We start from the raw sequence: 23284 nt of genomic DNA on the forward strand, positions 1-23284 counted from the left end.
CCACCACGTTAGTGGTGGGTGGACATCACCGTTCGATTTGACGTCTTGGTCGTGCTTCACACCCACGACTAACATCGTGGGCTCGCCAACTAGCCGTCGAGTAGCGAACGCAACCGCTCTCGCTCCGCGACGCGCTGGGCTTCCGCCTTGCGGACCTCTTCGAGCTGCGCCGCTGCGACGTCTTCGCCACGCAACGTGGCTCCGATCTGCTGGTCGAGCTTTTCCGCGGTCTTCGGGTCGAAGCCGACCTGTGCGACCTGCACGCGGCCGTCGGCGTTGATCAGCAGGATCAGCGGGATCGGGCCGACGTGGAAAGCGTCGGCGACCTCTTGGTTCTCATCGAGTAGCGCCCGCGGCGTGAGTTCCCGTCGCTCAAGGAAAGTCGCCACGTCCTCGGCCGACTCGCCGACGTTGACCGCGTAGTAATCGAGGCCCTCGGCCGCGTACTTCTCGTGCAGCTTCTCGAGCGCCGGCATCGCCTGGACGCAGATCGGGCAGGTCGTCGCCCAGAACTCTAGCAGCGTCGCGCCTTCGCCGGCCGGCTTGCTGAAACTCACCGTCTCGCCAGTGGGCGTCGGCAGCTCGAACGGCGGCGCCGGCTTGCCGAGCAGCGCGTGGGGCGGCTCCTTCGGCGGCGCGTACAGCGAGTCGAGTAATTGGGAGTCCTGCGGCTCGACCACGGCGATCTCGTTCTTCGTGAGCCCGGCGTCGGTCTTCCATCCGGTGAATTCGAACGTGACCGAGAAGTCAAACGTCTCGTAGCGCGACGCCATCTGCTGCACGCCCGGCGTGTCGAGAAGACTCGGCTGGACACGGCGGACGAGCGGCTCGCCCTCGGCTTGGTACCAAACATCGACGGGGAACTCGTCGTTCACCGTGTAGCGTGCGTGGAGTAGTTTCTCGCCATCGACCTCTTCGACGCCGACGAACTCGCTCGCGGTGACGCCGCTGGCGACTTCGGCGATCGCGGCGGGGCTGAAGAACGCCAGGGCCAAGCCGCCGAGCCCGCTGCCGATGGTCGAGGCGCTGGGCGAACGGACAAACGCCGCCATGCCGTCGTCGCTCGCCGAAAGCATGTGACGCTTTCCGCTGAGGATCGCGGTGATCGTCACGCCGTCGTTGCCGACGACGTGATAACCGGTCGGCGTCGCGCCGCCGTCCTCCGCGACGTTCTTGAACTCGAACCGTCCCTCGGGCGCCGTGCGGTAGACGAAGTAGGCCGATTGCTCGTCGGCTTTCTCGTCACGGACCAGCTTCGTCTGCACCCGCAGATCGACCGAGGCTGACGGCGCGTCGGCGACCGCCTGGGCGGCGTCGGTGAGCAGCGCCATCGGGTCGGGATCAGCCGCCTGCGCCGGCGAGGCGGTAAGCCCGCAAGCGAGCGCCAGGGCGGCGAGAGTCAGGTGGCGGGTAAAGGGACGTTGCATATCTGCCTTAGCGGTGTGCGGTGGAGAGAGCCCCGGCCAGGGAGGCTCGCACAGGAGGCCGACGGAGCCTTCTATTTTACCAACGCCGCAGGCGACATAAAGTTCAGAAATAGCCACCCCCCGCGAGCGGTGGAGAGCCGCCAGCGTACGGCGCCTCACGCAAGAGCGCCGCCAATACAAACGGCCCGCTCCGCCGAGGCGGAACGGGCCGTTGCGCTCGAAATCAAAGTCGCGTCGATCAGGCCTTCGACAGGGCCGCCTGGGCCGCTGCGAGGCGGGCGATCGGCACCCGGAACGGGCTGCACGAAACGTAGTTCAGGCCGACGTTGTGGCAGAACTGGATCGACGCCGGATCGCCGCCGTGCTCGCCGCAGATGCCCAGCTTGATCTTCTTGTTGACCGACTGGCCCTTCTCGACGGCGGTCGCCACGAGCTGGCCGACGCCCGACACATCGATCGACTGGAACGGGTCCTTCGTGAGGATCTCCTGGCCGATGTAGTCCGGCAGGAACGTGTTCACGTCGTCGCGCGAGTAACCGAAAGTCATCTGCGTGAGGTCGTTGGTGCCGAAGCTGAAGAAGTCGGCGTGCTCGGCGATCTCATCGGCCGTCAGCGCGGCGCGGGGGATCTCGATCATCGTTCCGATGAGGATGTCGAGCTTGCCCTTGAACTTCTTCGCCTCGATCACGCTGGCGATCGTCTCTTCGGCGAGCTCGCGGAGGATCGATAGCTCCTTCACCGTGCCCACCAGCGGGATCATGATCTCCGCCTTGGCGTCGATCTTCTTGTTGACGCAGTTGATCGCCGCCTCGGTGATCGCCGTGACTTGCATCACGAGGATCTCCGGATACGTGATCGACAGACGGCAACCGCGGTGGCCGAGCATCGGGTTCGCTTCGTGCAACTGCGAGACCCGGGCGGCGATGTCCTTCACGGGAATGCCGGTCGCCTTCGACAACTCGCCCTGGCTCTTGGCGTCGTGCGGGACGAACTCGTGCAGCGGCGGGTCCAACAGGCGGACCGTGACCGGCAGGCCGGCCATCGCCTTGAAGATGCCTTCGAAGTCCTTCCGCTGGAACGGCAGCAGCTTTTTCAGGGCCGCTTCACGAGCCGACTTCGTCTCGGCGAGGATCATCTCGCGCATCGGCAGGATGCGCTCGCCCTCGAAGAACATGTGCTCCGTGCGGCACAGGCCGATGCCCTCGGCGCCAAACTCGCGGGCGCGCTTGGCGTCTTCGGGCGAGTCGGCGTTGGTGCGGACGCCCAGCTTGCGGTGCTTGTCCGCCCAGCCCATCACCGTGGCGAAGTCGCCCGACATCTTCGGCGAGACCGTCGGCATCTCACCGGCGAAGACCTCGCCCGTCGTTCCGTCGATCGAGAGGACGTCCTTCACGCCGTAGGTCTTGCCGCCGACGGTGATCTTCTTGCCCTTCTCGTCGATGTGGATCGCGCCGGCGCCGGCGACGCAGCACTTGCCCCAGCCGCGGGCGACTACCGCCGCGTGGCTGGTCATGCCGCCGGTGCTGGTGAGGATGCCGGCGGCGGAGTGCATGCCGTCGACGTCCTCGGGGCTCGTCTCCTTGCGGACGAGGATCACCTTCTCGCCCGAGTGAGCGCGCTCGACAGCTTCGTCGGCGGAGAAGGCGAGCTTGCCGAACGCGGCGCCCGGCGAAGCCGGCAGGCCGATCGTCAGAGCCGAGGCCTTCTTCTTCGCCGCCGGGTCGAACGAGGGCAGCAAGAGTTGCGTCAGGTCGCCGGCCGGGATCCGCATCACGGCGGTCTTCTCGTCGATCAGCTTCTCCTTGACCATGTCGCAGGCGATCTTCACGGCCGCCATGCCGGTGCGCTTGCCATTGCGCGTCTGCAGCATGTACAGCTTGCCGCGCTCGATCGTGAACTCGATGTCCTGCACGTCCTTGTAGTGCTTCTCGAGCTTGTCCTTGATCGCCATCAGTTCGGTGTGGACCTTCTTGCCGATCGTCTTGTCGGCGTCGCACTTCCACTTCGGCATCTCGGCCACGGGCTGCGGCGTGCGGATGCCGGCGACCACGTCTTCGCCCTGCGCGTTGACGAGGAACTCGCCGTAGAACTTGTTGTCGCCGTTTGACGGGTTGCGTGTGAACGCGACGCCGGTGCCGGAGTCGTCGCCCATGTTGCCGAACACCATCGACTGGACGTTCACCGCGGTGCCTGCGAGGCCCGTGATGCCCTCAATGCGGCGGTAGCTGATCGCCTTGTCGGCGTTCCAACTCTTGAAGACCGCCTCGATCGCCAGCGCGAGCTGCTCGATCGGGTCCTGCGGGAAGTCGTTCTTGGTGTACTTCTTGTAGACCTGCTTGTAGGCGTTCACCAGTTCGATGAGGCCCGCGGTCGGGACGTCGTTGTCGTCCTTCGCGCCGTACTTCGTCTTGATCTTGCTGAATGCCTCTTCGAAGTACTCGTGGTGGACTTCCATCACGACGTCGCCGTACATGTTGATCAGGCGGCGGTAGGCGTCGTAGGCGAAGCGCTCGTTGCCCGTCGCGTTGGCGAGGCCGGCGACCGACTCGTCGTTGAGGCCGAGGTTGAGGATCGTGTTCATCATGCCCGGCATCGACACGGCCGCACCGGAGCGGACCGAGACGAGCAGCGGGTCCTTCGAGTCGCCAAACTTCTTGCCCGACTCCTTCTCGAGCGTCTTCACCGCGGCGTGGACCTCGTCCATCATCCCCTTGGGGAACTTGCCGCCGGCCTTGTTGTAGGCGCCACAGCACTCGGTGGTGATCGTGAACCCGGCGGGCACCGGCAGGCCGATCGAGGTCATGTCAGCCAGGTTGGCGCCCTTGCCGCCGATGATCATCTTCATCGACGCGTCGCCGTCGGTGCGGGTCTTGCCGAAGTAGTAGACCATCTTGCCGGCCTTGCCGGCCGAGGTCTTCGTGGGCTGCTTCTTAGCCATGACGGCCTGTGTCCTGTCTGCTGTAGGGTGGGAGCCCGTATTGCGACGAGCCAGTTGCTGGGAGGCGGGCTCGCCGATCGAGCCGCTTGCTTTTTTGGGCCCGTTGGCAGGGGTGGTCCCGCGGCGTGGGCCGCGCGCACCCTAATCGGGCCCGATTATCTCGGGAAAATAAGCCGGGAGCCTAACCACGCCCCCCCGCCCCCGTCAACCGGGGCAGCGAGAGAGGTCCCGCGTAGCAACAGCGAACCACGGCGAGCCGGGAGCGTCAGCGACCGGAGGGAAGCGGGTACACGGCTCACAGAATCGAAGTGTGTGCCCCCGTCACTCGGGTCGCTGACGCTCCCGGCTTGCCATGCAGCCGGTGGCTCTGCGAGTCAAAACGGCAAACCGAGCGCGTCGCACAAGAAGCCGACGTACCCCTTCGTCTTCATAAACGCGTCGGCGACATGCTTCACGAGGCCCCCGGAAAACAGCTCGTCGTGATCGAGCGGCATGCCGGCGATGTGGTCTTTGCGCTTGAGGTCCTCGATATACGGGTGGTCGGCGTCGTAACCACGCGGCGGGCGTTTGAGCGAATCGCCTTCGAGCGACCATCGCGTGCGGAACGACTTGTTGTCTCGGACCCGCTTCCAGCGCGCAGGCTCTTCGACAATCCGCTCACGGATCGCCGCGAGCGCCGGCGCGTCGGGATGCCACACACCCGCGCCGAGGAAGCACTCGTCCAGCGCGATGTGCAGGTAGTAGCCCGGCGCGTGAACGTCCTTTCCCGCCTCGTGCCGGAACTGGACGCCGACGTTCGTCTTGTACGGCGTCTTGTCGCTGGCGAACCGCACGTCGCGGTGGATACGGATCAGTGACCCGCCCACCTTCTTCGGCGCCGCGACAAGGTGCGGCGACACCTTCCGCAGCGGCTTCTCCATCGCCGCGATGAACGCCAAAGCCGGCTCGCGCACCTCCGCTTCGTACCTGGCCTTGTTGGCGTCGAACCACTGCTTGTTGTTGTTCCGCGACAGCTCTTCGAGGAAGTGCAGCAGCCCGAGCGGGAAACCGGTGAAAGTGGGCATGGGTATCGGACGTTGACGTGGCGTGGCGGGAGGAGCGTTGTCATTTCTAGGCGACAACGCTTTCCGACCGCAACCATTCTCGCCGCCGTCACAGCACCCACGGCGCCCGCATCTTCGGTGTGAGCATTTCGTTCACTTCGTCCGAATCCGACTGTTCCGCCACCGGGTCCCAAGCGAACGGCTTCTCCGTCAGCATCGACAAATTGTTGAGGTGGCAGGCAACCGCTGTGTGGTGTCCCGCGCCGACCGGGGCCGAGACCTCGCCGCTGCCGCTGCGGATCGCGTCGAGCAGGCTCCGCCGATGCGTCGCGTACGGGTCGATTCCCGGCAGCGAGACGCCCTCCAACAGCGACGCCGGCTCCGCCGACAGCGCGCAGCCGTGCACCGCGACAAAGAGCTTTCCCTCGGTACCTTCGAGTGTCAGCCCACGGGGGCCGCTGTTGTCGCCGATCATCCGTAGGCCATTGGCGTACTCGTTTTCAAACCGGAACGTGATGAACGCGTCGTAGAAGTCGCCCTTGGGCGGCGTGCCGACGGCATTGACTCGCACGGGTCCGGTATCGTCGAGGCCGAGGATCATGTGCGCGAGGTCGATCACATGGGCGCCGCGGTCGGTGATCTCGCCGCCGCCGTACGCGCGGTGGAACCGCCAGAAGAAATGGCAACGCTTCTCGTTGTAAGGCATCACCGGCGTGTGCCCGAGCCAAAAGTCGTAGTCGAGCCCCGCCGGCGGATCGCGGTCGGGCGGCGGCGACGTAAAGTTCTCGACCTCTTGCAGGTGCGGGTCGGCGTTGGGCAGATGGATGCGCACCGTCTTCACCTCGCCAAGCTTACCCTCGGCGACGAGCCGCTTGGCGACAGCCGCGCCGGGGTTGGATCGCTCGTGCGACCCCGTCTGCAAGACAACGCCGGCGTCTTTCACCGCGTTCACCAACGCCCGGCCTTCGCCGATCGAGTTGGTGAGCGGCTTCTCGCAATAGACGTGTTTGCCGGCCTTCGCCGCGGCGATCCCCACCAGCGCGTGCCAGTGATCGGGTGTGGCGATGAAGACCGCGTCCACGTCGTCGCGGCCGACAACCTCACGGAAGTCGCCGCTCGTGAAAGCGTCCGGCGCTTTGGCGGCGGCGCCTTTCAAGTGATTGGCGTCTACGTCGCACAACGCAACAACACGCAAGTCGGGCTGTTGCAGCGCCCAACCGAGGTGACCGCTCCCCATGCCGCCGCAACCGACAAAGGCAAGGTTGAGACGATCATTCGCGGCGCCCGCCCAAGCGCTGCCGGTGCAAGCGACGCCGGCGAGCGCCGTGGCGTGCTTCAAGAATTCACGACGTGAAGTGTGCATAGGGCCGCCCTGTGAGAAGAAGAGAAGTGACATTAAAGCCCACGAGCGCACTTAGCCCTCCGTCATTGACGGGGGGCTAAATGACGGGATCAACTCTCAAGCGCTTCGAGCAAAGTCTGCCACTGCACCTTGTCGTTGTGCGAGTGTGTGAAGCCAACGCCGCGCTCGTAATCGACGATCGCCTTCGGGCGGAACGCGACGATGTACGTCCGCCGCCAGCGGTCGGAGCCGTTGCCGGGCGACCCGTGGAGGATCCGCTCGTTGTGCACGCTGATCGAACCCCGCTTCACCGGCAGCGAGACGACCTTGTCGTCGGCCTCAAGCTGCGCCGCGAGCGTGTGCCCGCCGTCCCGCTCGCCATTGGTCGATGGCTTGAAGACCGGGCGGTGCGGACGCAGCTCGGCCTCGAGGTGCGATCCGGGAACCACCTGCAAGCAACCATTGTCGTCGTCGGCGTCGTCGAGCGCCAGCGAGCAAGTCGCCGTGAGCGTGTTCATGTCGGGCGTCGCCGGCCAGTAACCGAGGTCCTGGTGCCAAGCGAACTGCGCGCCCCCTTTGCGAGGCCGCTTGGCGAGGAACTGGTCGTAGTCGAGCGTCGCGTCGTCGCCTAGCAACTGACGCGATACCGACGCCGCGCGGCGTTCGTAGAGGTTGTCGATGAGCGCCGACTCGTACACCCGCGGCAGCACCGCGTTCACCAACTCGAAGTCCTCGAACGCCCGCGTATACGGCCCGCTCATGTCGCAGAAGTCGCGGCCCATGCCGAGCACCTCGCCACGGATGAAGCGGTCGTAGATCGCCTCGAGCGGCGCCAACTCTTCCTCCGAGAGAAAGCCATCGAGCACGACGTAGCCGTCTTCATGGAACGCGCGGACCTGTTCGGGCGTGAGGAAGTACTCGTCGCCGCGAACGGGACTGGTCGTGTCGGCAGAGGTCCCCGTTGCCGTGTGCTGAGTTGCCGTGTGCTGAGCCGCCATGTGCTGAAGCCGTAAGGGAGGAGGGGGCCAAGAGTTGTTGGACCCCTTTGTAGGGCTTTCGCCCGGGAAAAGTCTCCACACATCGAAGCAGAAACTGGTACTATCGGATCAGCCCCTCTTCTCCGCCGGTTGAGCGCCCCGATGCCGATCTACCGCGAAGCGATCGAAACGCTCCCCGACCAGTCGCTCCGGCTGCTGCGTTGGAGTGCGTCGCTGGCGGACGTGCGCGTTTGCGTCAGCCCCCGGAGATCGGCGCCCTTGGACGGCAGCGGCGCCCGTTGGCACGCTCACCGGCAGGTTGAGTTGACCTACGTCCATTCCGGTTCGGGCGTGCGGTTCTGCGGCGATCACATCGGCGAGATCAATTCGCCCGAGCTCGTGCTGATCGGCGCCGACGTGCCGCACTACTGGAGCGGTCTCCGCCAGTCGAGCGGCGTCGCGTTGCAGTGGGACATCGGCCCGAGCGGCCCGCTAGGCTCGTTGCGCGAGACGGCGCGCCTCAACGCGCTGTGGGAAGCTTCGCGACGCGGCTTGCTCTTCCCAAGACGCGTCGCGATCTCTGTTGGCGGAGTCCTACGCGACATGCCGCGGCGTTCCAATCTCCGCCGCCTTGCCGATTTGCTCGGCGTCCTCGATCAGCTCGCCAGCGGTGAACGCCACGCCACACGGCTCAGCAGCAAACCGTTCGTCGTCGGCAGCCACGCCGCGCATGCGGAGACCGTGTCACGCACGATCGATCTTCTGGTCAATCATTTCCACGAGCCGTTGTCGCTCGACGACCTATCGCAAGCGGTCGGCGTGTCGCGGGCGACGCTCTGCCGGGCGTTCCGCCGCTACACGGGTCGCAGCGTCGTCGAGTTCCTCAACGAGGTGCGTATCGATCACGCTAAACGACGGCTTATCGAGTCGGACGAAGCCGTCGCCTCGATCGCGTTCGCCGTCGGCTTCACAAACCTCTCGAATTTCAATCGGCGGTTTCGAGAGAGTGTCGGCAAGAGCCCGCGCGCGTATCGCAGCGAGTGTTTCGTTGCGCCGGCGTGATTCGTCTTGGTCATCGAGCCGATGGCTGTGGGAGGGGTCTCCAGACCCCGATGACGCGCACCATGCCGTCTTCGCCTCGACGCCGTAATCGAGGTCTGGAGACCCCTCCCACAGGATCATGCTTTTTGCGAACGCATCGCCCGCTCATAAGCCTCCAGCCACTTCTCGAAGCACGGCTCCCAGCTGAACTTCTCCTCGACGTGCCGCCGCGCCGCTGCGCCCATCGCTTCGCGGTCTTTGATCACCTCTTCAATCGCTCTGGCGAATGCAGCGGCGTCGTCCACCGGCGCTAGACGCCCCAAATCCTTCGGCACACGCTCCACTAGCGCTCCGCCTTCCACGCCAACCACCGGCAAGCCGCACGCTTGTGCTTCGACAACGGAGAGGCCAAACGTCTCATGAGCGCCCGCTGTGACATAGACATCCGCCGACGCGGTTAGCGTGGCGAATCGTTCGGGGTCGGATTCATACGGCAGCACGACGACGCGATTGTCGTCGAGCACTTCGAGCTCTTCGCGCTGCGGGCCTTCGCCGATGAGCACTAGCTTCACTTTCAGGTTCGGGTCGAGCTGTTTGATCGCTTCAACCAAGTGCAGCGGTCGCTTTTCGACGTCGAGCCGACCGGCGAACATCAACAGCGTTTCCTCCGGGGCGACGCCAAGCTCGGCGCGTTTCTCCTCGCTGCGTTTGTGGGGATGGAATCGCGCAACATCAACGCCGAGCGGGACCACGTCCACGTAGCCGTTGACGCCGTACTCGAGCAAACGAGTCGCCTGCGCCGGTGACGCGGCGAGTCGCACGTCGCAGCGCTCGAAGACCGATCCGACGTACGCCTCGGCGCCCGATTCAGCGAGGTCGGCCAATCGGTCTTCGAGCCAATCCGTCAAGTCGTTCCAGTGCGGCATGTCACGGATCGGGCCGCCGACGTAGGCGTCGGCGATGTCGCTGTGGAAGTAGCCACCGACGACGACGTTCCGGCCGGCGTCGCGCTGCTGCTGGCGGTAACGGAACGCCGGCCAGGGCGAAACGTAGAAGCTGCCCAGCTCGACCGCGTCCGGCGCCGACTCGTCGAGCGCCTGCTTGATCTTGTCGGGCCGCCAGAAGACGCGGTACGGCTTGCAGCCGGGCAGGTAGGGGCTGGCGATGCGATGCGTCGTATTGCGTCCCTCGGCGATGACCTCATCGGTCTCGCCGGGGACGATCAGCACGTGCTCATGATTTGTGTGTCGATTGAGATACTCACGCTTGGCGTCGATGTACGTGCGGATGCCGCCGCTGGTCTCGGTGTACGAGAGCGTGATGTCGCAGAACTTCATAGCGTTGTCTCCTCACCGGCCGGGATGTCGATGTTCGCGGTTTCGCCAAAGCCGATCTCCAGCCGCTGCGTTAGACCAAGCGATCTTACCGTCGCTAGCACTCGGTCCCCCTCTCGTTCAACCGTGATATCGAGACCTTCTTGGGGCAGACGAACGTTCAACGCCACGCCCTCGGCCTCCTTCGGCAACAGCGGCCGCAGCACGCGGCGCCCCGCGACATGGTGGAAGCCGACGAGCGTCTCGATGACGATCGTATTGACGAGGCCCGTCCAGCCGACGAACTCGCCTACCGGCTTGCTTCCGAGCGTGAAGTGCTTCCAGCGATTACCCGCTTTGCGGCCGAGCTCTTCGATGTCGTAACGGTCGGGGTCGTAGAACTCGAAGAACCGCCGGCACTCGCCGAACGTGCGATAGACCCCATCACACAGCCGGTACGCCAGCGACGCGGTCTCTTCCAAGTAGCCGTGACGCGCTAACCCTTGCAACACCGCATACGCCGTGTTGATCCAAACCGGCCCGCGCCACATGTCCTTGGCAAAGAAGGGGTCGTTGCGTGCAACCGTCGGCAGCGGAACGGTGGTCCCGAACGCTTCGGGGTCCATCGCTTGGTCTCGCAACCGATCGGCGAAGGCGTCCGTCGGCGCGCCGGCCCACAGCGGCAACAGCGAGGCGATCGTCTTCGAGCGGACAAACTCCCCCGACGTTTCGTTACGGTCGTAGTACACCCCGTCCCCGGCGTGCCACAGACGATCGTTCATCCCGTCGCGGAGGCCTTGGGCGGCTTGACGATAGGTCGGCGCGTCCTCGCGGTCGAGCAAGTCGCTTAACTCCGCCAGTGCCTCGCACTGCAACACCATGTAGGTCGTGAAGTCGGGCGCCGCCAAATGCGTCGTGTCGGCGAAGCGGCTTTCATCGAGCGTCGAGAACCGCGGCGAGTTGTCGATGCCGGACTCATACGGATGAAGCCAAGCATAGAGACCGCCTTCTAGTCGCCGATTAGCTTTCAGCCATTCGTGATAGGCGGCGAGCGGTTCGTACATCGCGCCTAGCCAGCCGGGGTCGTCACGGATTTCTTGCGCCTGGGCTAAGCGATGCACAGCCCATGCCAAGAGTGGAGGCTGCGTGAACACCGACTCGCTGAAGTCCGCGACGACGTGTTGCAAGCGATCGCCGTCCCGCAGATCGACCACCGCTTGCAGTACGTCCCTGGCGACCATGCGGTCCCACGGCGCCCAGACCTGCGAGATGAACGCCGAGTCCCACAGGTAGACGCCCGCGAAGGAAGGCGCCGGGTGCGCGTAGCGGACGGGCGACAGCGTGTCGGGCGTCTGTAGGTTTAGCAGCAGCGTCGCATAAACGCCCGCAAAGCCTTCTTCCCAGACCGCGGCGCGATTGGCCTCGACTCCCGCGACGCCGAGACTCGGCGCGCTGTATCGCACGCCCTTCTTGTCGAGCAACGTCCGCGCCAGCTCGATCGGCACCGCGTCGAGCCGCCGGTCCACTAGCCGCGACCAGAGCAGCAGGTTGAACCCGTAGACCCCCACCCGTCGCAGCCGCGACGCAAACCGCGCCGCATGGTGCGTCTGAAGACGGAAGCTGCGGAGCGCGTGGCGGATCACAGGGCGGCGGCTCGCGGTGAGAGTGCGTGAGGGTCTCCCCATCATCGCTTGTCGCGTGCCATTGAAACACTCCCGGACTCTTACCAGTCGTTGCTGGTTGCTGTGCTGCCAGAGATGCCGCTAATCAGCCAGTCGCTAATCAGCCAGTCGCTAATCAGCCAGTCGCTAATCAGCCAGTCGCTAATCAGCCAGTCGCTAATCGGAGGGACGTCAATCTCAGCTTGCAGCTCGCTTGGTCGCTCCCTTACGGTCGCGGCTCGGATAAGGGTCCACCGACCACTAACGTGGCCGGCTCGCCGTTGTCTCTCTGCGTCTCCGTGTCTTTGCGAGAATCATCCAACTTCCGGCCAACCAAAAAACAAAAGCGGCCCGATCCAGATGGACCGGGCCGCCTTGGGTGTTGACCAGCCCTATTTTGTCTTCCGAGGTACGCCCTTACGGGAGGCGTGCCGCTCGTCAGATGTAGGCGACTCTGTCGTTACCTCGCGACGATCAGTTGCAGCCGCACTCGCCAGCCGGGGCGCCGCACTCAGTGCAAGCGGCCGGGGGGCAGTCGGTCACGATCCGGCAAGGAACCTGGATCGAGACGCAACGCGGGACACAAACCTTGACCGTGTAAGCCTCTTTGCGGGGGACGCACTTGTAGCACGTCACCGTCCGCTGGCAGCAAACCGGCACGCAGACCTTGTAGCACACGGTCTTGGTGCGGCACTCGGGAACCATCTTGCAGACCTGGTAGGTGCAGGTCTTGCACTCGGGAACCATCTTGCAGACCTTGTAGCAGCAGGTCTTGGTGCGGCACTCGGGAACCATCTTGCAGACCTGGTAGGTGCAGGTCTTGCACTCGGGAACCATCTTGCAGACCTTGTAGCAGCAGGTCTTGGTGCGGCACTCGGGAACCATCTTGCAGACCTGGTAGGTGCAGGTCTTGCACTCGGGAACCATCTTGCAGACCTTGTAGCAGCAGGTCTTGGTGCGGCACTCGGGAACCATCTTGCAGACCTGGTAGGTGCAGGTCTTGCACTCGGGAACCATCTTGCAGACCTTGTAGCAGCAGGTCTTGGTGCGGCACTCGGGAACCATCTTGCAGACCTGGTAGGTGCAGGTCTTGCATTCGGGAACCATCTTGCAGACCTTGTAGCAGCAGGTCTTGGTGCGGCACTCAGGAACCATCTTGCAAACCTTGTACTCACAAGTCTTGCACTCGGGGACCATCGTGCAGACCTTGTAGCAGCAGGTCTTCACAACGGGCTCGCAGACGTACTTCGTGCAGCACACTTCACGAGTCTCGCAACGCGGGACCCAAACCTTCTTGCAGCAGGTCGTCGGGGCCGTCGTGCACTCGATCTTGCAGCACGAACCCGGCTGGTAGCAGCAGCTGCACGTGCAGGGGTTGTAGACCCACTTGCCCGGGTTGCGGACCGTGCGGTGGTAGGTCTTGCCCGGGATCGTGTACGACTGGGTCTCCCAGCTGCCCGTGTTGACCGTCACCGTCTTGGTGTAGGGGACAGCCTTGCGGACATAGGTCGTGACGTCACGGGTCCGCGTCTCCCACACCGGCTTGTGGACGGTGTAGCTGCGGGTCTTCGTTTCCCATGTCGGGACCATCACCGTGTAGTTGATGTCCTTCGAGTGGGTTTCCCAAACCGGCTTGCAGACGGTGTAGGTGCGAGTCTTGGTCTCGTACACCGGCTTCATAACGGTGTAGTTGATCTCGCGCTGACGCGTTTCCCAAACCGGCTTGCAGACGGTGTAGGTGCGAGTCTTGGTCTCGTACACCGGCTTCATAACGGTGTAGTTGATCTCGCGCTGACGCGTTTCCCAAACCGGCTTGCAGACGGTGTAGGTACGGGTCTTGGTCTCGTACACCGGCTTCATGACGGTGTAGTTGACCTCTTTCTGACGGTTTTCCGTCACGTACTTCGTGTAGTTCACGACCTTCTCTTCCGCGACGCGGTCGTAGACCGTGCGGAAGCGGGTCTCGCACTTCTCCTCAATGATCCGCCGGGTTTCGGTCCGGTAGAGCATCTTCGAATCAGCGGCAACGCCGCCATCGATTTGGACGCCGCCAGCGGCGTCGCTTCCATAGTGGGCCGTGCAACCGCAGCCCGCGTTCGCTTGCGAACCCGCAAACGCCGCGAGGGCAGCCAGCAGCGGCAAGCCAAACAGACGTTTCATCGTGTTGGTCGCCTCCTCAGAAAGACAACAGGGGGTAGATGGGTAGACTGGTCAAGACAGATTGAATCCGTCCGTACTAAGGTCGGGATCGCTGCCTATTACCCCTTAGCTGTTCTGTGCAAATTCCTCAGTCGGCGTCTTCTCTGCATCTGACGCCTCCTTCCCATCCGAAGTCTTTGTGGGTTATCGACTTAGCTCACCAATCCGGAAAACTCAGCGTGACAGTCGTGGCCACCTATGCCGTCCGCGCCGATTGTGACGACGGACATCCGTAGACCGGTAACGGGGTGTCCGATCCCGGCTTCATTCACAGGCCGAAATTGCGTGGTTTCGCTGGGTCTCGTAGAGTGCAACCAGGACGGCGTCGCTGCCGTCGCCTGAGACGCGCCCGCTGCGGGCCTGCCAAACCGCCCGCCGTCGATGCCCAACGAAACCGAACACGACCCTCACGACGACCCCGCTAAGGCCCTCCCCGCGAAGGCCGACGAGGGCAAGCTGCCCCCCAAAGCGGTGGTCAGCCGTCTGAGTCTCTACCTGCGCGAGCTGCTCCGCATCGAGCACTCCGGCCAGCAGACCGTCAGCTCCAGCCAGTTGGGCAAGCTGCTGGGCTTCACCGACGCCCAGGTCCGCAAGGACCTGGCCTACTTTGGGCAGTTCGGACACCCCGGCGTGGGCTACCGCTGCGAAGAGCTGGTGGCCGCGATCCGCAAGATTCTCGGCACCGACCGCGAATGGGTCGTGGCGATCGTCGGCGTCGGCAACTTGGGCCGAGCCCTCTTGGGTTACAAGGGATTCCGTTCGCAGGGGTTTCGCGTCGCGGCGGCGTTCGACAGCGACTCGTCGAAGGTCGGCATGAGCTTCGGCGGCGTCGCCGTCGAGCCCACCACCGCCCTGGAAACGACGATCCGCGACCGCGGGGTCACCCTCGGTCTGATCGCCACGTCGCCCGAATCCGCCCAAGAGATCGCCGACCGGATGATCGCCGCCGGCGTGGTCGGGATCCTGAACTTTGCCCCCGTGACGCTGTCCTTACCCCCGGGCGTGAGCCTCGTGGGCGTCGACCTGGCGACCGAGCTCGAGCAGCTCAGCTTCGCCGTCGCCAACACCCAGGCCGCGGCGGCAAGAGAGGACTCTGCAGAGGACCCGTTAACGAGCGGGCCCGAGTGAGCTACACTTCCGATCTAGGCCGATAAGGCTTAGGTGGGCGCCGCCTCCCGCGGCTCCTGCGGAAACCCCGTAGTGTAATGGTAACACCAGGGATTTTGATTCCCTTATTCCAGGTTCGAGTCCTGGCGGGGTTGCTTACCAAAGCGGTTAGCTGTTGGCAGTTAGCGATTAGCCTGCGATTCGCTAACCGCCAACGACCAAAGGCTAACCGCTGAATGCTATCTTCCACCGAATCCCGCTTCGCCGTTGACGCCGTTTGCGAAGCGGCGCTGGTGGCTCGCCGTGTGCAGAGCGAGCTCGTGACCGAGGCCCTCACCAAGGGCGATAAGTCCCCGGTCACCGTTGGCGACTTCGCGGCTCAAGCGATCGTCGCCCGCCGCCTAGCCGAATCGGGCATGACGGTCCCGCTCGTCGGCGAAGAGTCGGCCGCCGACCTCCGCTGCGAGTCCGGCGCCGCGACGCTCGAGCAGGTGACGCACTTTGTCCGCACGATCTTCCCAACGGCGACGCCGGCCGAGGTCTGCGACTGGATCGATTGCGGAGCGCGAGAGCCCGGTGATGAATACTGGACGCTCGACCCGATCGACGGCACCAAGGGCTTCTTGCGTGGCGATCAGTACGCGGTCGCTCTGGCGCTGGTGCAAGGCGGCCGCGTCATGGTCGGCGCGCTCGGTTGTCCCGAACTCGAAAAGGCTTGCGAGCCGAATCGCGGCGGCGTCGGCACGGTGTTGTGCGCCGTGCGTGACGGCGGCGCCTATTGGCGTGACCTCGACGTTTCGGGCTGCTCGCCTTCGTGCGCCTGGCGCCGGCTGCAAGTGTCAGGCGTCACCGACCCCGCCGGCACACGGATGCTGCGCTCGGTCGAGAAGGGCCACACCAACCTCGGCGCGATCGACCACTTAGCGAATGCGATGGGCGTCACCGCCGAGCCGGTCGGCATGGACAGCCAAGCCAAGTACGCCGTCCTCGCCGCCGGTGGGGGCGAGATGCTCGTGCGGCTGCTCTCGGAGGACCGCCCCAACTACCGCGAAATGGTCTGGGACCAAGCGGCGGGCTCGATCGTCATCGAAGAAGCCGGCGGCCGCGTCACCGACCTCGACGGCAAACCGCTCGACTTCGCAAAGGGCCGTACCCTCGCCGCCAACCGTGGCGTCCTCGCCACGAATGGGCATCTGCACGATGCGGCGCTAGCGGCGCTGCGGGAGATTGGGGCCTAGGGGGTTGTTGGAGTGGTGAGCTTGCGCGTCGCGCAACTCTGGGCCCCATTCACAACATTCTCCCAACCTTTTTTTGACAACTCCCCGACGTTTCGCCACACTCACCCGCGGAACAGAATCGGGCTGGCGACCCCCGGCGTTTCTCTTCACGCATCAGCCGGGTAGCTAACGCCAGCCCCCAACCCCGCGGAGGCAGCGATGTCGCAGCGCGTGTGGCTTGCGAGCGTGTTGGCGGTGGCTTTGGGTGTGGTAGGGGTCCTCGTGGAGCGCTCTCGCTCCCAAGAAGAAGCCCCAGAACGAGCGGTCTCTCAGCCGCAGGCGGAAGCCAGCGGCGAATTCGGAGGCGGCTTCGGCCGTGCCAGTGGAGGCGGCGGTGAATTCGGGGGAAGGGGAGGCGATTTCGGCCGCGGTGGCGGAGGCGGATTCGCGGGCAGAGGAGGTGGATTCGGCGGTCGTGGTGAATTCGGCGCAAGTACGACCGCCGAAGCCCCTGAGGCGAAGCCTTTGCCTGCCCCAGCCGTCCCCCGGATCTGGGTCTCCGAAGACCCCGAAAGAACTGAGGAACTCTATGAGATCCTCAAGAGCCCGCTTCCCTCGGCGGGCCTCGAGTTTCCCGATGGCACAGCGCTCGAGGAAGTGATTGCGTACTTGTCGGACGAGTATCGTGTCCCGATTCTGCTCGACACGGTAGCTCTCGATGAACTCGGGATTGGCTCCGACGAACCCGTAGCGATCAGCGTAAGGAATATACAGTTGGGTCAGGCGATGCGGCGAATGCTCGAACCGCTGGAGTTGACCTATGTCGTTGATGACGGGGTTTTATTAGTAACTTCTGAAGAAGAAGCGTTGACCAAACTCCATGTGGCAATCTACGACGTTCGCGACCTGCTGCTAGAAGGAGATTTCGGTTCTCTCCAGGATCTCATCACCTCCACGATCGCTTCGGACACTTGGGTAGAGAATGGCGCAGGCGAAGCCGAAATCGTTGCCTATCCGCAACGCGGGGTACTGGTGATATCGCAGACGATGGCAGTGCATGAAGAGATCGCACGTTTACTGGCCGCGATGCGTCGGATGTCGTTTGATCCCGATGCGAGGCCACTTACTAAGAGGACGAACAACCACGTTCAAGCCGCTGCAATTCGAGACAGCATCGAAGCTGCGGGGAGAGAGTACGACGCACAGCTCTCGCCGGGCGGTGGAGGCGCGTTCTCGATTTTGGACTCGAGTTCAGTTACTGATGTTTCTGCAGCCGTCGAATGAAGCGTCTGGGAGGAGTCTTGATTGACGATGCCCACGCCGAAGCCTTCACGGCCCGGTACGTGCGACTCCTCGTCACCGCGGCGGACGGGCATTGGCTCGACGCCGCGGTGACTTCGCTATGCGGTTACGGCACGAGCGTGATCGGCTGCGATTGCGAGATCGCCGTCGAACGCCAGCTCCTTGAGAATGAAACGCCCGACGGCCGCCCCGGCGCCGCGGTGCTCGCCTTCGGCTTCAAAGCGGCGCCACTCGGCAAGGCGGTCGCGAAGCGCGTCGGCCAAACGATTCTTACTTGCCCCACGGCGGCCGTCTTCGATGGCCTGCCGGACGAAGCCGACCGCGCGGCGCTCGGCGACTACTTACGGTACTTCGGCGACGGTCACGAGCGCCGTGAGGAAGACACGTGGGTCGTTCCCATCATGGAAGGTGAAGTGAGTTTCCCGGCGACTATCGGCGTCGGTCGCGGCGTCGCCGGCGGCGTGCTGCTCTTCTGCGGAGACGACCGAATGAAAACGCTCTCCGCCGCACGGCAAGCAGCCGAAGCCGTCCGCGAATTGCCGGGCGTCATCACCCCGTTCCCCGGCGGTGTCTGTCGCAGCGGCAGCAAAGTCGGCTCGCGCTACAAGCCGCTCTTCGCCTCCACAAACGAAGCCTACTGCCCGACGCTCGTCGAGACGGTCGCGACCAAACTCCCGGAGGGCGCCACCTGCGTCTACGAGCTCGTCATCAACGGCACGAGCGAACAAGCCGTCCGCGACGCGATGCGTGCCGCCCTTCAAGCAACAGCCAACGCCGACCTCCTGGCGATCACGGCGCCGGAGTTCGGCGGTAAGCTTGGCAAGGTCCTCATCCCCTTCTGCGAGCTTCAGTAAAGGAAGAATCACGCAAAGTCGCGAAGGCGCAGAGGACTCGCAAGCAAGAGCCTTTGCGCCTTCGCGACTTTGCTTGAGTCCTGCCGGCTTAGGAGCTGAAAGGGGCCCCGTGGCCGATTGGGTGGCGATCCACTAGCATCCGAGGCTTCCCCGACGTTTGCCGCCCGCCTGTTTTGCCGATGGATTCGCCCCTAGGAGCCGCCGACCCCGCCGCCGAGCCGCGGCGGAGAGAGCTCCAGTCGCTCTTGCGGACCGAGATCCCGATCGCGGCTCAGATGGATGTGGCGGTGGACCAAATCGCCCCGCAGGGCCTCTGGTTGTCGATGCCGCTGGCCCCGAATCGCAATCCGCACCAGACGGCGTTCGCTGGCAGCCTGAACTCGCTGTGTACGCTGGCGGGTTGGGCGATGACGCACCTGCTCCTCGAGCAGCTGGGAATCGACGGCGCGACCGTGCTGCGGCGTAGCTCCATCAAGTACCACGAGCCGGTTGAATCGGACCGCGTCGTCGCTTGGTGCCTGCCGCCCCGCGACGCCGACTGGGAGCATTTTGTGGAGATGCTCCCGGAGAAAGGCCAAGCAAAGCTCGACCTCGTAGTCGAGATCGCCGGCTCGGTGTCAGAGCGCCCAGCCGTTCTTTTTGCTGGGAATTACGTCGTTCTCGGTAACGGAGAATCTTAAGGCCGCCATTTTGGCGGTCTCGCTGCGGCGCCCTGTCGCTTCCAAGGCCTCTCGGCGGTGCCAAAATGGCAACCCGCGGCTGCTGATTGCCGTTGGCGTATTGCTGTAAATTTTGAAACGGCAACGCTTTGCGACAATTCAAGGAGATTGGCGCCCGCTTTGCATTTCTACACAACGGCAGCGGTGAACGCCGCCGCCACCCGAGGCAAAACCCTCTCCGGCCGGAGATTTCGCCTGGCTGCCGCCCGCCTGGGACGGCGTCCTAGTACCTGTCACCCGTGACACCGTTTTGAGGAGGAATCCTGCCATGACCAAGAGCTCCCACACCAACCGTCTGAACCAACTGCTCCCCGCTTCGCTCGCCGAAGTGGACTCGGTTCTGAACCACCTGTTTACTGGCCCTGTGACGTCCGCAGTGACCCGCGCGGCGTGGACGGCGCCCGCCTCCCTCTGGGAAGCCAACGACCGCCTCCACGTCGCCCTCGACGTTCCTGGGATCAACCAGGACGCGATTGAGGTCACCGTCGAGAACGGCCAGCTGACCGTCACCGTTGAGCGCAACGCCGGCGAAGAGCCGCCGACCTACCTCTACAACGAACGCCGATTCGGCAAGGTGACGCGATCGCTCGACCTGCCCGACACGGTTGACCCCGAGTCGATCGAGGCCGAGCTGAAGAATGGCGTGCTGCACGTCTCGGTCGCCAAGCGCCCGGAGACCCAGCCGCGGAAGATCGAAGTCCGCGTCGGCTGATCGCGCCGCAACAACGGTAAATGAATCGACGAGCCGCGCCGGGCGTTGTCCGGCGCGGCTCGTGCTTTTTCGATGGCAACCCTCAGTAAAACCACAGAGCCACCGAGGGCGCTGAGGAAAGCACCGAGAAGATACCTCTGTGCTTACTCAGCGCCCTCGGTCTCAGCGCCCTCGGTGGCTCTGTGGTTAATCGAAGGATTAGCAATTAGTTTGGGTTGACGCTTGCTTTGTTAGCAAGCGATGAAGAATCGGTGAAATCTGCCGCTCTTAACTCGCCCTTCATCAGCCACAGGGGATAGCTCGGCATACTCCGCGGCTCGACCACCGACTAGGTCGCGCCAATGAGGCTCGCAATGGCGAGTCGCTCTCACCTTCGGAGTATGTCTAATGAAGATCACCTCACTGTTCACCTGCGCCCTGCTGGCGCTTGCCGCCCCCGCTACGGCGGCTTTCGATCTAAAGATCACCGAGATGTGGATGGGCAACGAGCCCGGTTCCAATCTGACCGAGGACTGGGTCGAGATCACCAACATGGGTGACACCGCCTGGGTCGAAGCCGTCGATGGCGGCCTCTGGTTCGATGATGGCTCGTTCGACGCGTCCGCTGCCGACCCCATGTCGGGCATCCCTTCGATCGCTCCCGGCGAGGCGGTCATCTACGTGAATGGCGACGCGGCCGCCATCGATGAGTTCCTCAGCGTCTGGGGCCTCGCCGCCGGCAGCTTGCAAATCGGCATCCACGACGGATCGGGCCTCGGCCAGGGCGGTGACGGCGTTGCGATCTTCCGTTCGGTAGCGCAGCCGACCATCGACGACATCGTCGACGCCCAAGAGTACGACGACGCGTCGCTCAACGGCGGTCAGTCGTGGGACGTCCTCGTCGGCGGCTTCAGCACCATTGGCAACTCGTCCGGCGCGTTCCAGAGCGCTCTTTCCAACGACGAGGGCCAGTTCGCGATCGCCTCGCCCCCGGGCACGTTGGTTCCCGAACCGACCGCCGCGGTGCTGGGCATGATCGCCCTAGGGGCCTTCGCCGGCGCCCGTCGCAGCTAGTCGGTGCATTGAACGAGACACAAGGCCGGCGGCGTCACGCAGACGCCGCCGGCCTTTCTCCTTTCCAAACGGCAGGGTCGCATCGACCCTTGCCGCTGTCCTTCAACAACGAGCGGTGCGCCGGTGCGCTGGTATGTTACTCTCCTGGCTCTTACTGCCTTTCAAGCGATAGGCCAACCGATCGCGGCTCAGGCAGCGACGTTCCGCTTCGAGTCCTCGGCGGATCCAGCGAATGGCCAAGCCGTCGCCGCCAAGTCCGTCGAGGGCCGGACGATGTCGATAGCGGCGTCGCCCGCCGGGGCGGTGCTCGACTTTCGTCTTGGCGGACTCGGCGTCAACTCGCGCGGGATCGACGGCGCCACCGACCCCGAGATCGACAAATTCAATCTCTTGGGCGGCGGACTCGCCGATGAGTCGGAGTCGATCCAGTTCTCCTTCGACGCCCCGGGCGTGATCACGACGCTCGACTTCGATGGCGTCAAAGACGAGAGCTTTGAGTTCTTTCAGCTCACAACGCCCCGCAGCGGAGTGTGGTCGATCTTCGATTCTCAGATCGGCCTGCGGTTGATCGACATCACGCTGATCGACGAGCCCAACCTCACGCTTCTCACCGAAGCGGGGTCGCCCGACGACGACCTGTTTGGTATCGCCATTCCCTTCGCCGCCGGTGAGGTCTTCACGCTCACCTACCGCGAATACGCCCCCGATCCGAGCAACTACCAACCTGGGTTTGTGCCGGAAGCGCCCAACGGCGCCCGCTTCCAAGGGCTCGAAGTGACTTTCGTCCCCGAGCCTAGCGCCGGCCTGCTGCTCGCTTCCGTGGGCGGATTCGTCGCCGCACTCAGTCGTCGGCGCCTTCGCCGAAACGCTTGACCATCGCCGCGTCGAGCGGCAGATCGATGACGTTCTCATCGCCGCTGCGGATCGTTTGGCGGGTGGGGAAGGTCACCCGTGCGGCGCCGAGGAGTTGCGTCTTGGCGGCGTCGGAGCCGGCGCCCAGGACGGTGACCCAGTGCTCGGCGACGACGGCGCCGTCTTCGCTGCCGTAGGTGCTCACGGCGTACGAGCCGTCGGGCTGGATGTCGGCGAAGCCGGTCTTGCCGGCCTTGACCGAGCCGCTCGACACGGGGGCGAACATCAACCGGCCGCCGGCGAGTGGCTTGCCGTCAACGGTGACGACGCCGCGCACGGGGGCGACCTCGTAGTCGGGTCCCCCGCCGCAGCCGCCCACGACAAGCAGCGTCGTCAGGCACAAGAATCGCTTACACAACAATAACTTAGAAGTCACCGAACACTTCTCCGTCGCGGCGATCGCCGAGTAACTGATAAACGCGTTGGTCGAGGTCCTCGGTCAGGAAATGGACCGAGCCATCGACGAACCCAAAGAACGCGCCGCCGGGGTGCCAACTATACGAGCAGTCGTCCGATCCCGAGCCGCCGGGGAGGATAGCGAGCACTTCCGCCGACAAGGGGAACTGCAGCGATGAGCCGAGCCGGCAATTGATCACGTCCCGCGTCTTGAAGAGCACCGAGCCGTCCTCGAAGAACGCGCCGGCCCACGTCGGGAAGCTCGCGACATCAACGAAGTAGGCCGATTCGCCGATCGAGATCGTCTTGCTTGTGCCGTCGGTGACGTCGGTCATCCGGATGCGACTGACGGACTTCTTCTCGACGTTGTCGTTCAATACGCCGTCGCCGTTGTAATCGGCTGTCGTGCAGATCGTTGAACTACGCATCTCCTCGTAGCGGAGGAAGATGCCGTTGTCGCAGTAGCCCCGTGAGCCCTTGTAGTGGATCGTGCCGCCGCCGAAGCGTGGGTCCTTGCCCGGCGTTCCGGGGCTAAAGTAGGAAGTCTCGGGCATCGTTTCCGGCAGCGAGACCGAGGGGCATAGGAAGCCCGAGACAACGGTCTCAGTTCCTGGCAACGTTTCGATCCCCGCGAGCGCCGCCTGCACGAAGATGCCGGGCTTCCAGGGGTCGCCGTCGTGCGTTGGGAGGCCGTTGTTGACGAGGCGGTCGTAGCTCGGTTGCTCTTCAACGTACGGCAGGAGCTTCGACGGCCAGGCGAGGCCGTCCTCGGGATCGATGTTCGGGTCGGCCGCGGTTTCGGCGCCGTACAGGCCGCGCGGGAATTGCTGGAGAGTGTCGTGCGAGTTCTGTAGCGCCAGGCCGATCTGCTTGATGTTGTTCATGCACTGCGCCCGCCGTGCCGCCTCGCGCGCCGCTTGCACCGCGGGGAGGAGCAACGCGACGAGGATCCCGATGATCGCAATGACAACGAGCAACTCGACGAGTGTGAAGCCGCGCTTGATTGCTTGAAGCGACTTAAGGGATCGATTCATCGGTTCAAGAGCTCTCTGTCGAGGCGGTGGTCGGTAG

At 64.2% G+C, this 23284-nt stretch carries 19 protein-coding genes and 1 tRNA gene; 10 read left to right on the top strand and 10 right to left on the bottom strand.

The window, feature by feature from the left end:
- Positions 1–89: 89 nt before the first annotated feature.
- From Spa11_RS02925 to Spa11_RS02945, 5 genes are all read right to left on the bottom strand, one after another.
- Entirely contained in the window at positions 90–1427 is a 1338-nt protein-coding gene (locus tag Spa11_RS02925) for a redoxin domain-containing protein (protein WP_145107241.1), read from the bottom strand.
- A 238-nt stretch (positions 1428–1665) separates the two neighbouring features.
- Positions 1666–4365 carry a pyruvate, phosphate dikinase gene (ppdK, locus tag Spa11_RS02930; protein ID WP_145107243.1) on the bottom strand — a complete coding sequence of 900 codons (2700 nt, stop codon included), beginning with the start codon at positions 4363–4365 and terminating at the stop codon, positions 1666–1668.
- Between the two features lie 374 nt (positions 4366–4739).
- Positions 4740–5429 carry a DUF2461 domain-containing protein gene (locus tag Spa11_RS02935; protein WP_145107247.1) on the bottom strand — a complete coding sequence of 230 codons (690 nt, stop codon included), beginning with the start codon at positions 5427–5429 and terminating at the stop codon, positions 4740–4742.
- A gap of 88 nt (positions 5430–5517) precedes the next feature.
- Positions 5518–6771: a Gfo/Idh/MocA family protein gene (locus tag Spa11_RS02940; protein WP_197529941.1), complete on the bottom strand. Its 1254-nt coding sequence runs from the start codon at positions 6769–6771 to the stop codon at positions 5518–5520.
- Between the two features lie 89 nt (positions 6772–6860).
- A complete protein-coding gene (locus Spa11_RS02945) occupies positions 6861–7748 on the bottom strand; it encodes a phytanoyl-CoA dioxygenase family protein (RefSeq protein WP_145107255.1) in 888 nt (295 codons plus the stop codon).
- Between the two features lie 141 nt (positions 7749–7889).
- Between Spa11_RS02945 and Spa11_RS02950 the strand changes: the two genes are divergently transcribed.
- Entirely contained in the window at positions 7890–8789 is a 900-nt protein-coding gene (locus tag Spa11_RS02950; RefSeq protein WP_145107258.1) for an AraC family transcriptional regulator, read from the top strand.
- Positions 8790–8905: 116 nt separating this feature from the next.
- Here Spa11_RS02950 and Spa11_RS02955 read toward each other — a convergent pair whose 3' ends face one another.
- The 3 genes from Spa11_RS02955 to Spa11_RS02965 form a co-directional block, all read right to left on the bottom strand.
- Entirely contained in the window at positions 8906–10105 is a 1200-nt protein-coding gene (locus Spa11_RS02955; RefSeq protein WP_145107261.1) for a glycosyltransferase, read from the bottom strand.
- A complete protein-coding gene (locus tag Spa11_RS02960) occupies positions 10102–11724 on the bottom strand; it encodes an MGH1-like glycoside hydrolase domain-containing protein (RefSeq protein WP_197529694.1) in 1623 nt (540 codons plus the stop codon). Before Spa11_RS02960 ends, Spa11_RS02955 begins: the two co-directional genes overlap by 4 nt.
- A 492-nt stretch (positions 11725–12216) precedes the next feature.
- Positions 12217–13902, bottom strand: coding sequence for a hypothetical protein (locus Spa11_RS02965; RefSeq protein WP_145107267.1), 1686 nt, complete (start codon positions 13900–13902; stop codon positions 12217–12219).
- A 420-nt stretch (positions 13903–14322) separates the two neighbouring features.
- On the opposite strand from Spa11_RS02965, the gene Spa11_RS02970 reads away from it, so the two are divergent.
- From Spa11_RS02970 to Spa11_RS03010, 9 genes are all read left to right on the top strand, one after another.
- Complete coding sequence (locus tag Spa11_RS02970; protein WP_197529695.1) at positions 14323–15069, top strand: redox-sensing transcriptional repressor Rex; 747 nt, start codon at positions 14323–14325, stop codon at positions 15067–15069.
- 63 nt (positions 15070–15132) lie between these two features.
- Positions 15133–15203, top strand: a tRNA-Gln gene (locus tag Spa11_RS02975).
- Between the two features lie 81 nt (positions 15204–15284).
- Positions 15285–16286 (top strand): 3'(2'),5'-bisphosphate nucleotidase, encoded by a 1002-nt coding sequence (locus tag Spa11_RS02980; protein ID WP_145107270.1) that lies wholly within the window; start codon positions 15285–15287, stop codon positions 16284–16286.
- 198 nt (positions 16287–16484) lie between these two features.
- Positions 16485–17549: a hypothetical protein gene (locus Spa11_RS22725; RefSeq protein ID WP_197529696.1), complete on the top strand. Its 1065-nt coding sequence runs from the start codon at positions 16485–16487 to the stop codon at positions 17547–17549.
- Between the two features lie 17 nt (positions 17550–17566).
- A complete protein-coding gene (fhcD, locus tag Spa11_RS02990) occupies positions 17567–18421 on the top strand; it encodes a formylmethanofuran--tetrahydromethanopterin N-formyltransferase (protein WP_231933130.1) in 855 nt (284 codons plus the stop codon).
- Between the two features lie 179 nt (positions 18422–18600).
- Entirely contained in the window at positions 18601–19101 is a 501-nt protein-coding gene (locus Spa11_RS02995; RefSeq protein WP_145107281.1) for a YiiD C-terminal domain-containing protein, read from the top strand.
- A gap of 307 nt (positions 19102–19408) precedes the next feature.
- Positions 19409–19852 carry an Hsp20/alpha crystallin family protein gene (locus Spa11_RS03000; RefSeq protein ID WP_145107286.1) on the top strand — a complete coding sequence of 148 codons (444 nt, stop codon included), beginning with the start codon at positions 19409–19411 and terminating at the stop codon, positions 19850–19852.
- Between the two features lie 387 nt (positions 19853–20239).
- Complete coding sequence (locus Spa11_RS03005; protein ID WP_145107297.1) at positions 20240–20905, top strand: hypothetical protein; 666 nt, start codon at positions 20240–20242, stop codon at positions 20903–20905.
- Positions 20906–21028: 123 nt separating this feature from the next.
- Positions 21029–21778, top strand: coding sequence for a PEP-CTERM sorting domain-containing protein (locus tag Spa11_RS03010; RefSeq protein WP_145107303.1), 750 nt, complete (start codon positions 21029–21031; stop codon positions 21776–21778).
- Here the strand turns inward: Spa11_RS03010 and Spa11_RS03015 are convergent.
- A complete protein-coding gene (locus Spa11_RS03015; protein ID WP_145107309.1) occupies positions 21747–22193 on the bottom strand; it encodes a hypothetical protein in 447 nt (148 codons plus the stop codon). The two genes, Spa11_RS03010 and Spa11_RS03015, sit on opposite strands and share 32 nt — an antisense overlap.
- Positions 22183–23247, bottom strand: coding sequence for a DUF1559 domain-containing protein (locus tag Spa11_RS03020; RefSeq protein ID WP_145107319.1), 1065 nt, complete (start codon positions 23245–23247; stop codon positions 22183–22185). The genes Spa11_RS03015 and Spa11_RS03020 overlap by 11 nt, the downstream gene beginning before the upstream one ends.
- Positions 23248–23284: the final 37 nt, after the last annotated feature.

The sequence above is a fragment of the Botrimarina mediterranea genome, from assembly GCF_007753265.1.
Lineage (GTDB): Bacteria > Planctomycetota > Planctomycetia > Pirellulales > Lacipirellulaceae > Botrimarina > Botrimarina mediterranea.

Coding starts and splice junctions, on each gene's coding strand:
- Spa11_RS02925 (WP_145107241.1), bottom strand. CDS start 1,427: ATGCAACGTCCCTTTACCCGCCACCTGACTCTCGCCGCCCTGGCGCTC.
- ppdK (WP_145107243.1), bottom strand. CDS start 4,365: ATGGCTAAGAAGCAGCCCACGAAGACCTCGGCCGGCAAGGCCGGCAAG.
- Spa11_RS02935 (WP_145107247.1), bottom strand. CDS start 5,429: ATGCCCACTTTCACCGGTTTCCCGCTCGGGCTGCTGCACTTCCTCGAA.
- Spa11_RS02940 (WP_197529941.1), bottom strand. CDS start 6,771: ATGCACACTTCACGTCGTGAATTCTTGAAGCACGCCACGGCGCTCGCC.
- Spa11_RS02945 (WP_145107255.1), bottom strand. CDS start 7,748: ATGGCGGCTCAGCACACGGCAACTCAGCACACGGCAACGGGGACCTCT.
- Spa11_RS02950 (WP_145107258.1), top strand. CDS start 7,890: ATGCCGATCTACCGCGAAGCGATCGAAACGCTCCCCGACCAGTCGCTC.
- Spa11_RS02955 (WP_145107261.1), bottom strand. CDS start 10,105: ATGAAGTTCTGCGACATCACGCTCTCGTACACCGAGACCAGCGGCGGC.
- Spa11_RS02965 (WP_145107267.1), bottom strand. CDS start 13,902: ATGAAACGTCTGTTTGGCTTGCCGCTGCTGGCTGCCCTCGCGGCGTTT.
- Spa11_RS02970 (WP_197529695.1), top strand. CDS start 14,323: ATGCCCAACGAAACCGAACACGACCCTCACGACGACCCCGCTAAGGCC.
- Spa11_RS02980 (WP_145107270.1), top strand. CDS start 15,285: ATGCTATCTTCCACCGAATCCCGCTTCGCCGTTGACGCCGTTTGCGAA.
- Spa11_RS22725 (WP_197529696.1), top strand. CDS start 16,485: ATGTCGCAGCGCGTGTGGCTTGCGAGCGTGTTGGCGGTGGCTTTGGGT.
- Spa11_RS02995 (WP_145107281.1), top strand. CDS start 18,601: ATGGATTCGCCCCTAGGAGCCGCCGACCCCGCCGCCGAGCCGCGGCGG.
- Spa11_RS03000 (WP_145107286.1), top strand. CDS start 19,409: ATGACCAAGAGCTCCCACACCAACCGTCTGAACCAACTGCTCCCCGCT.
- Spa11_RS03005 (WP_145107297.1), top strand. CDS start 20,240: ATGAAGATCACCTCACTGTTCACCTGCGCCCTGCTGGCGCTTGCCGCC.
- Spa11_RS03020 (WP_145107319.1), bottom strand. CDS start 23,247: ATGAATCGATCCCTTAAGTCGCTTCAAGCAATCAAGCGCGGCTTCACA.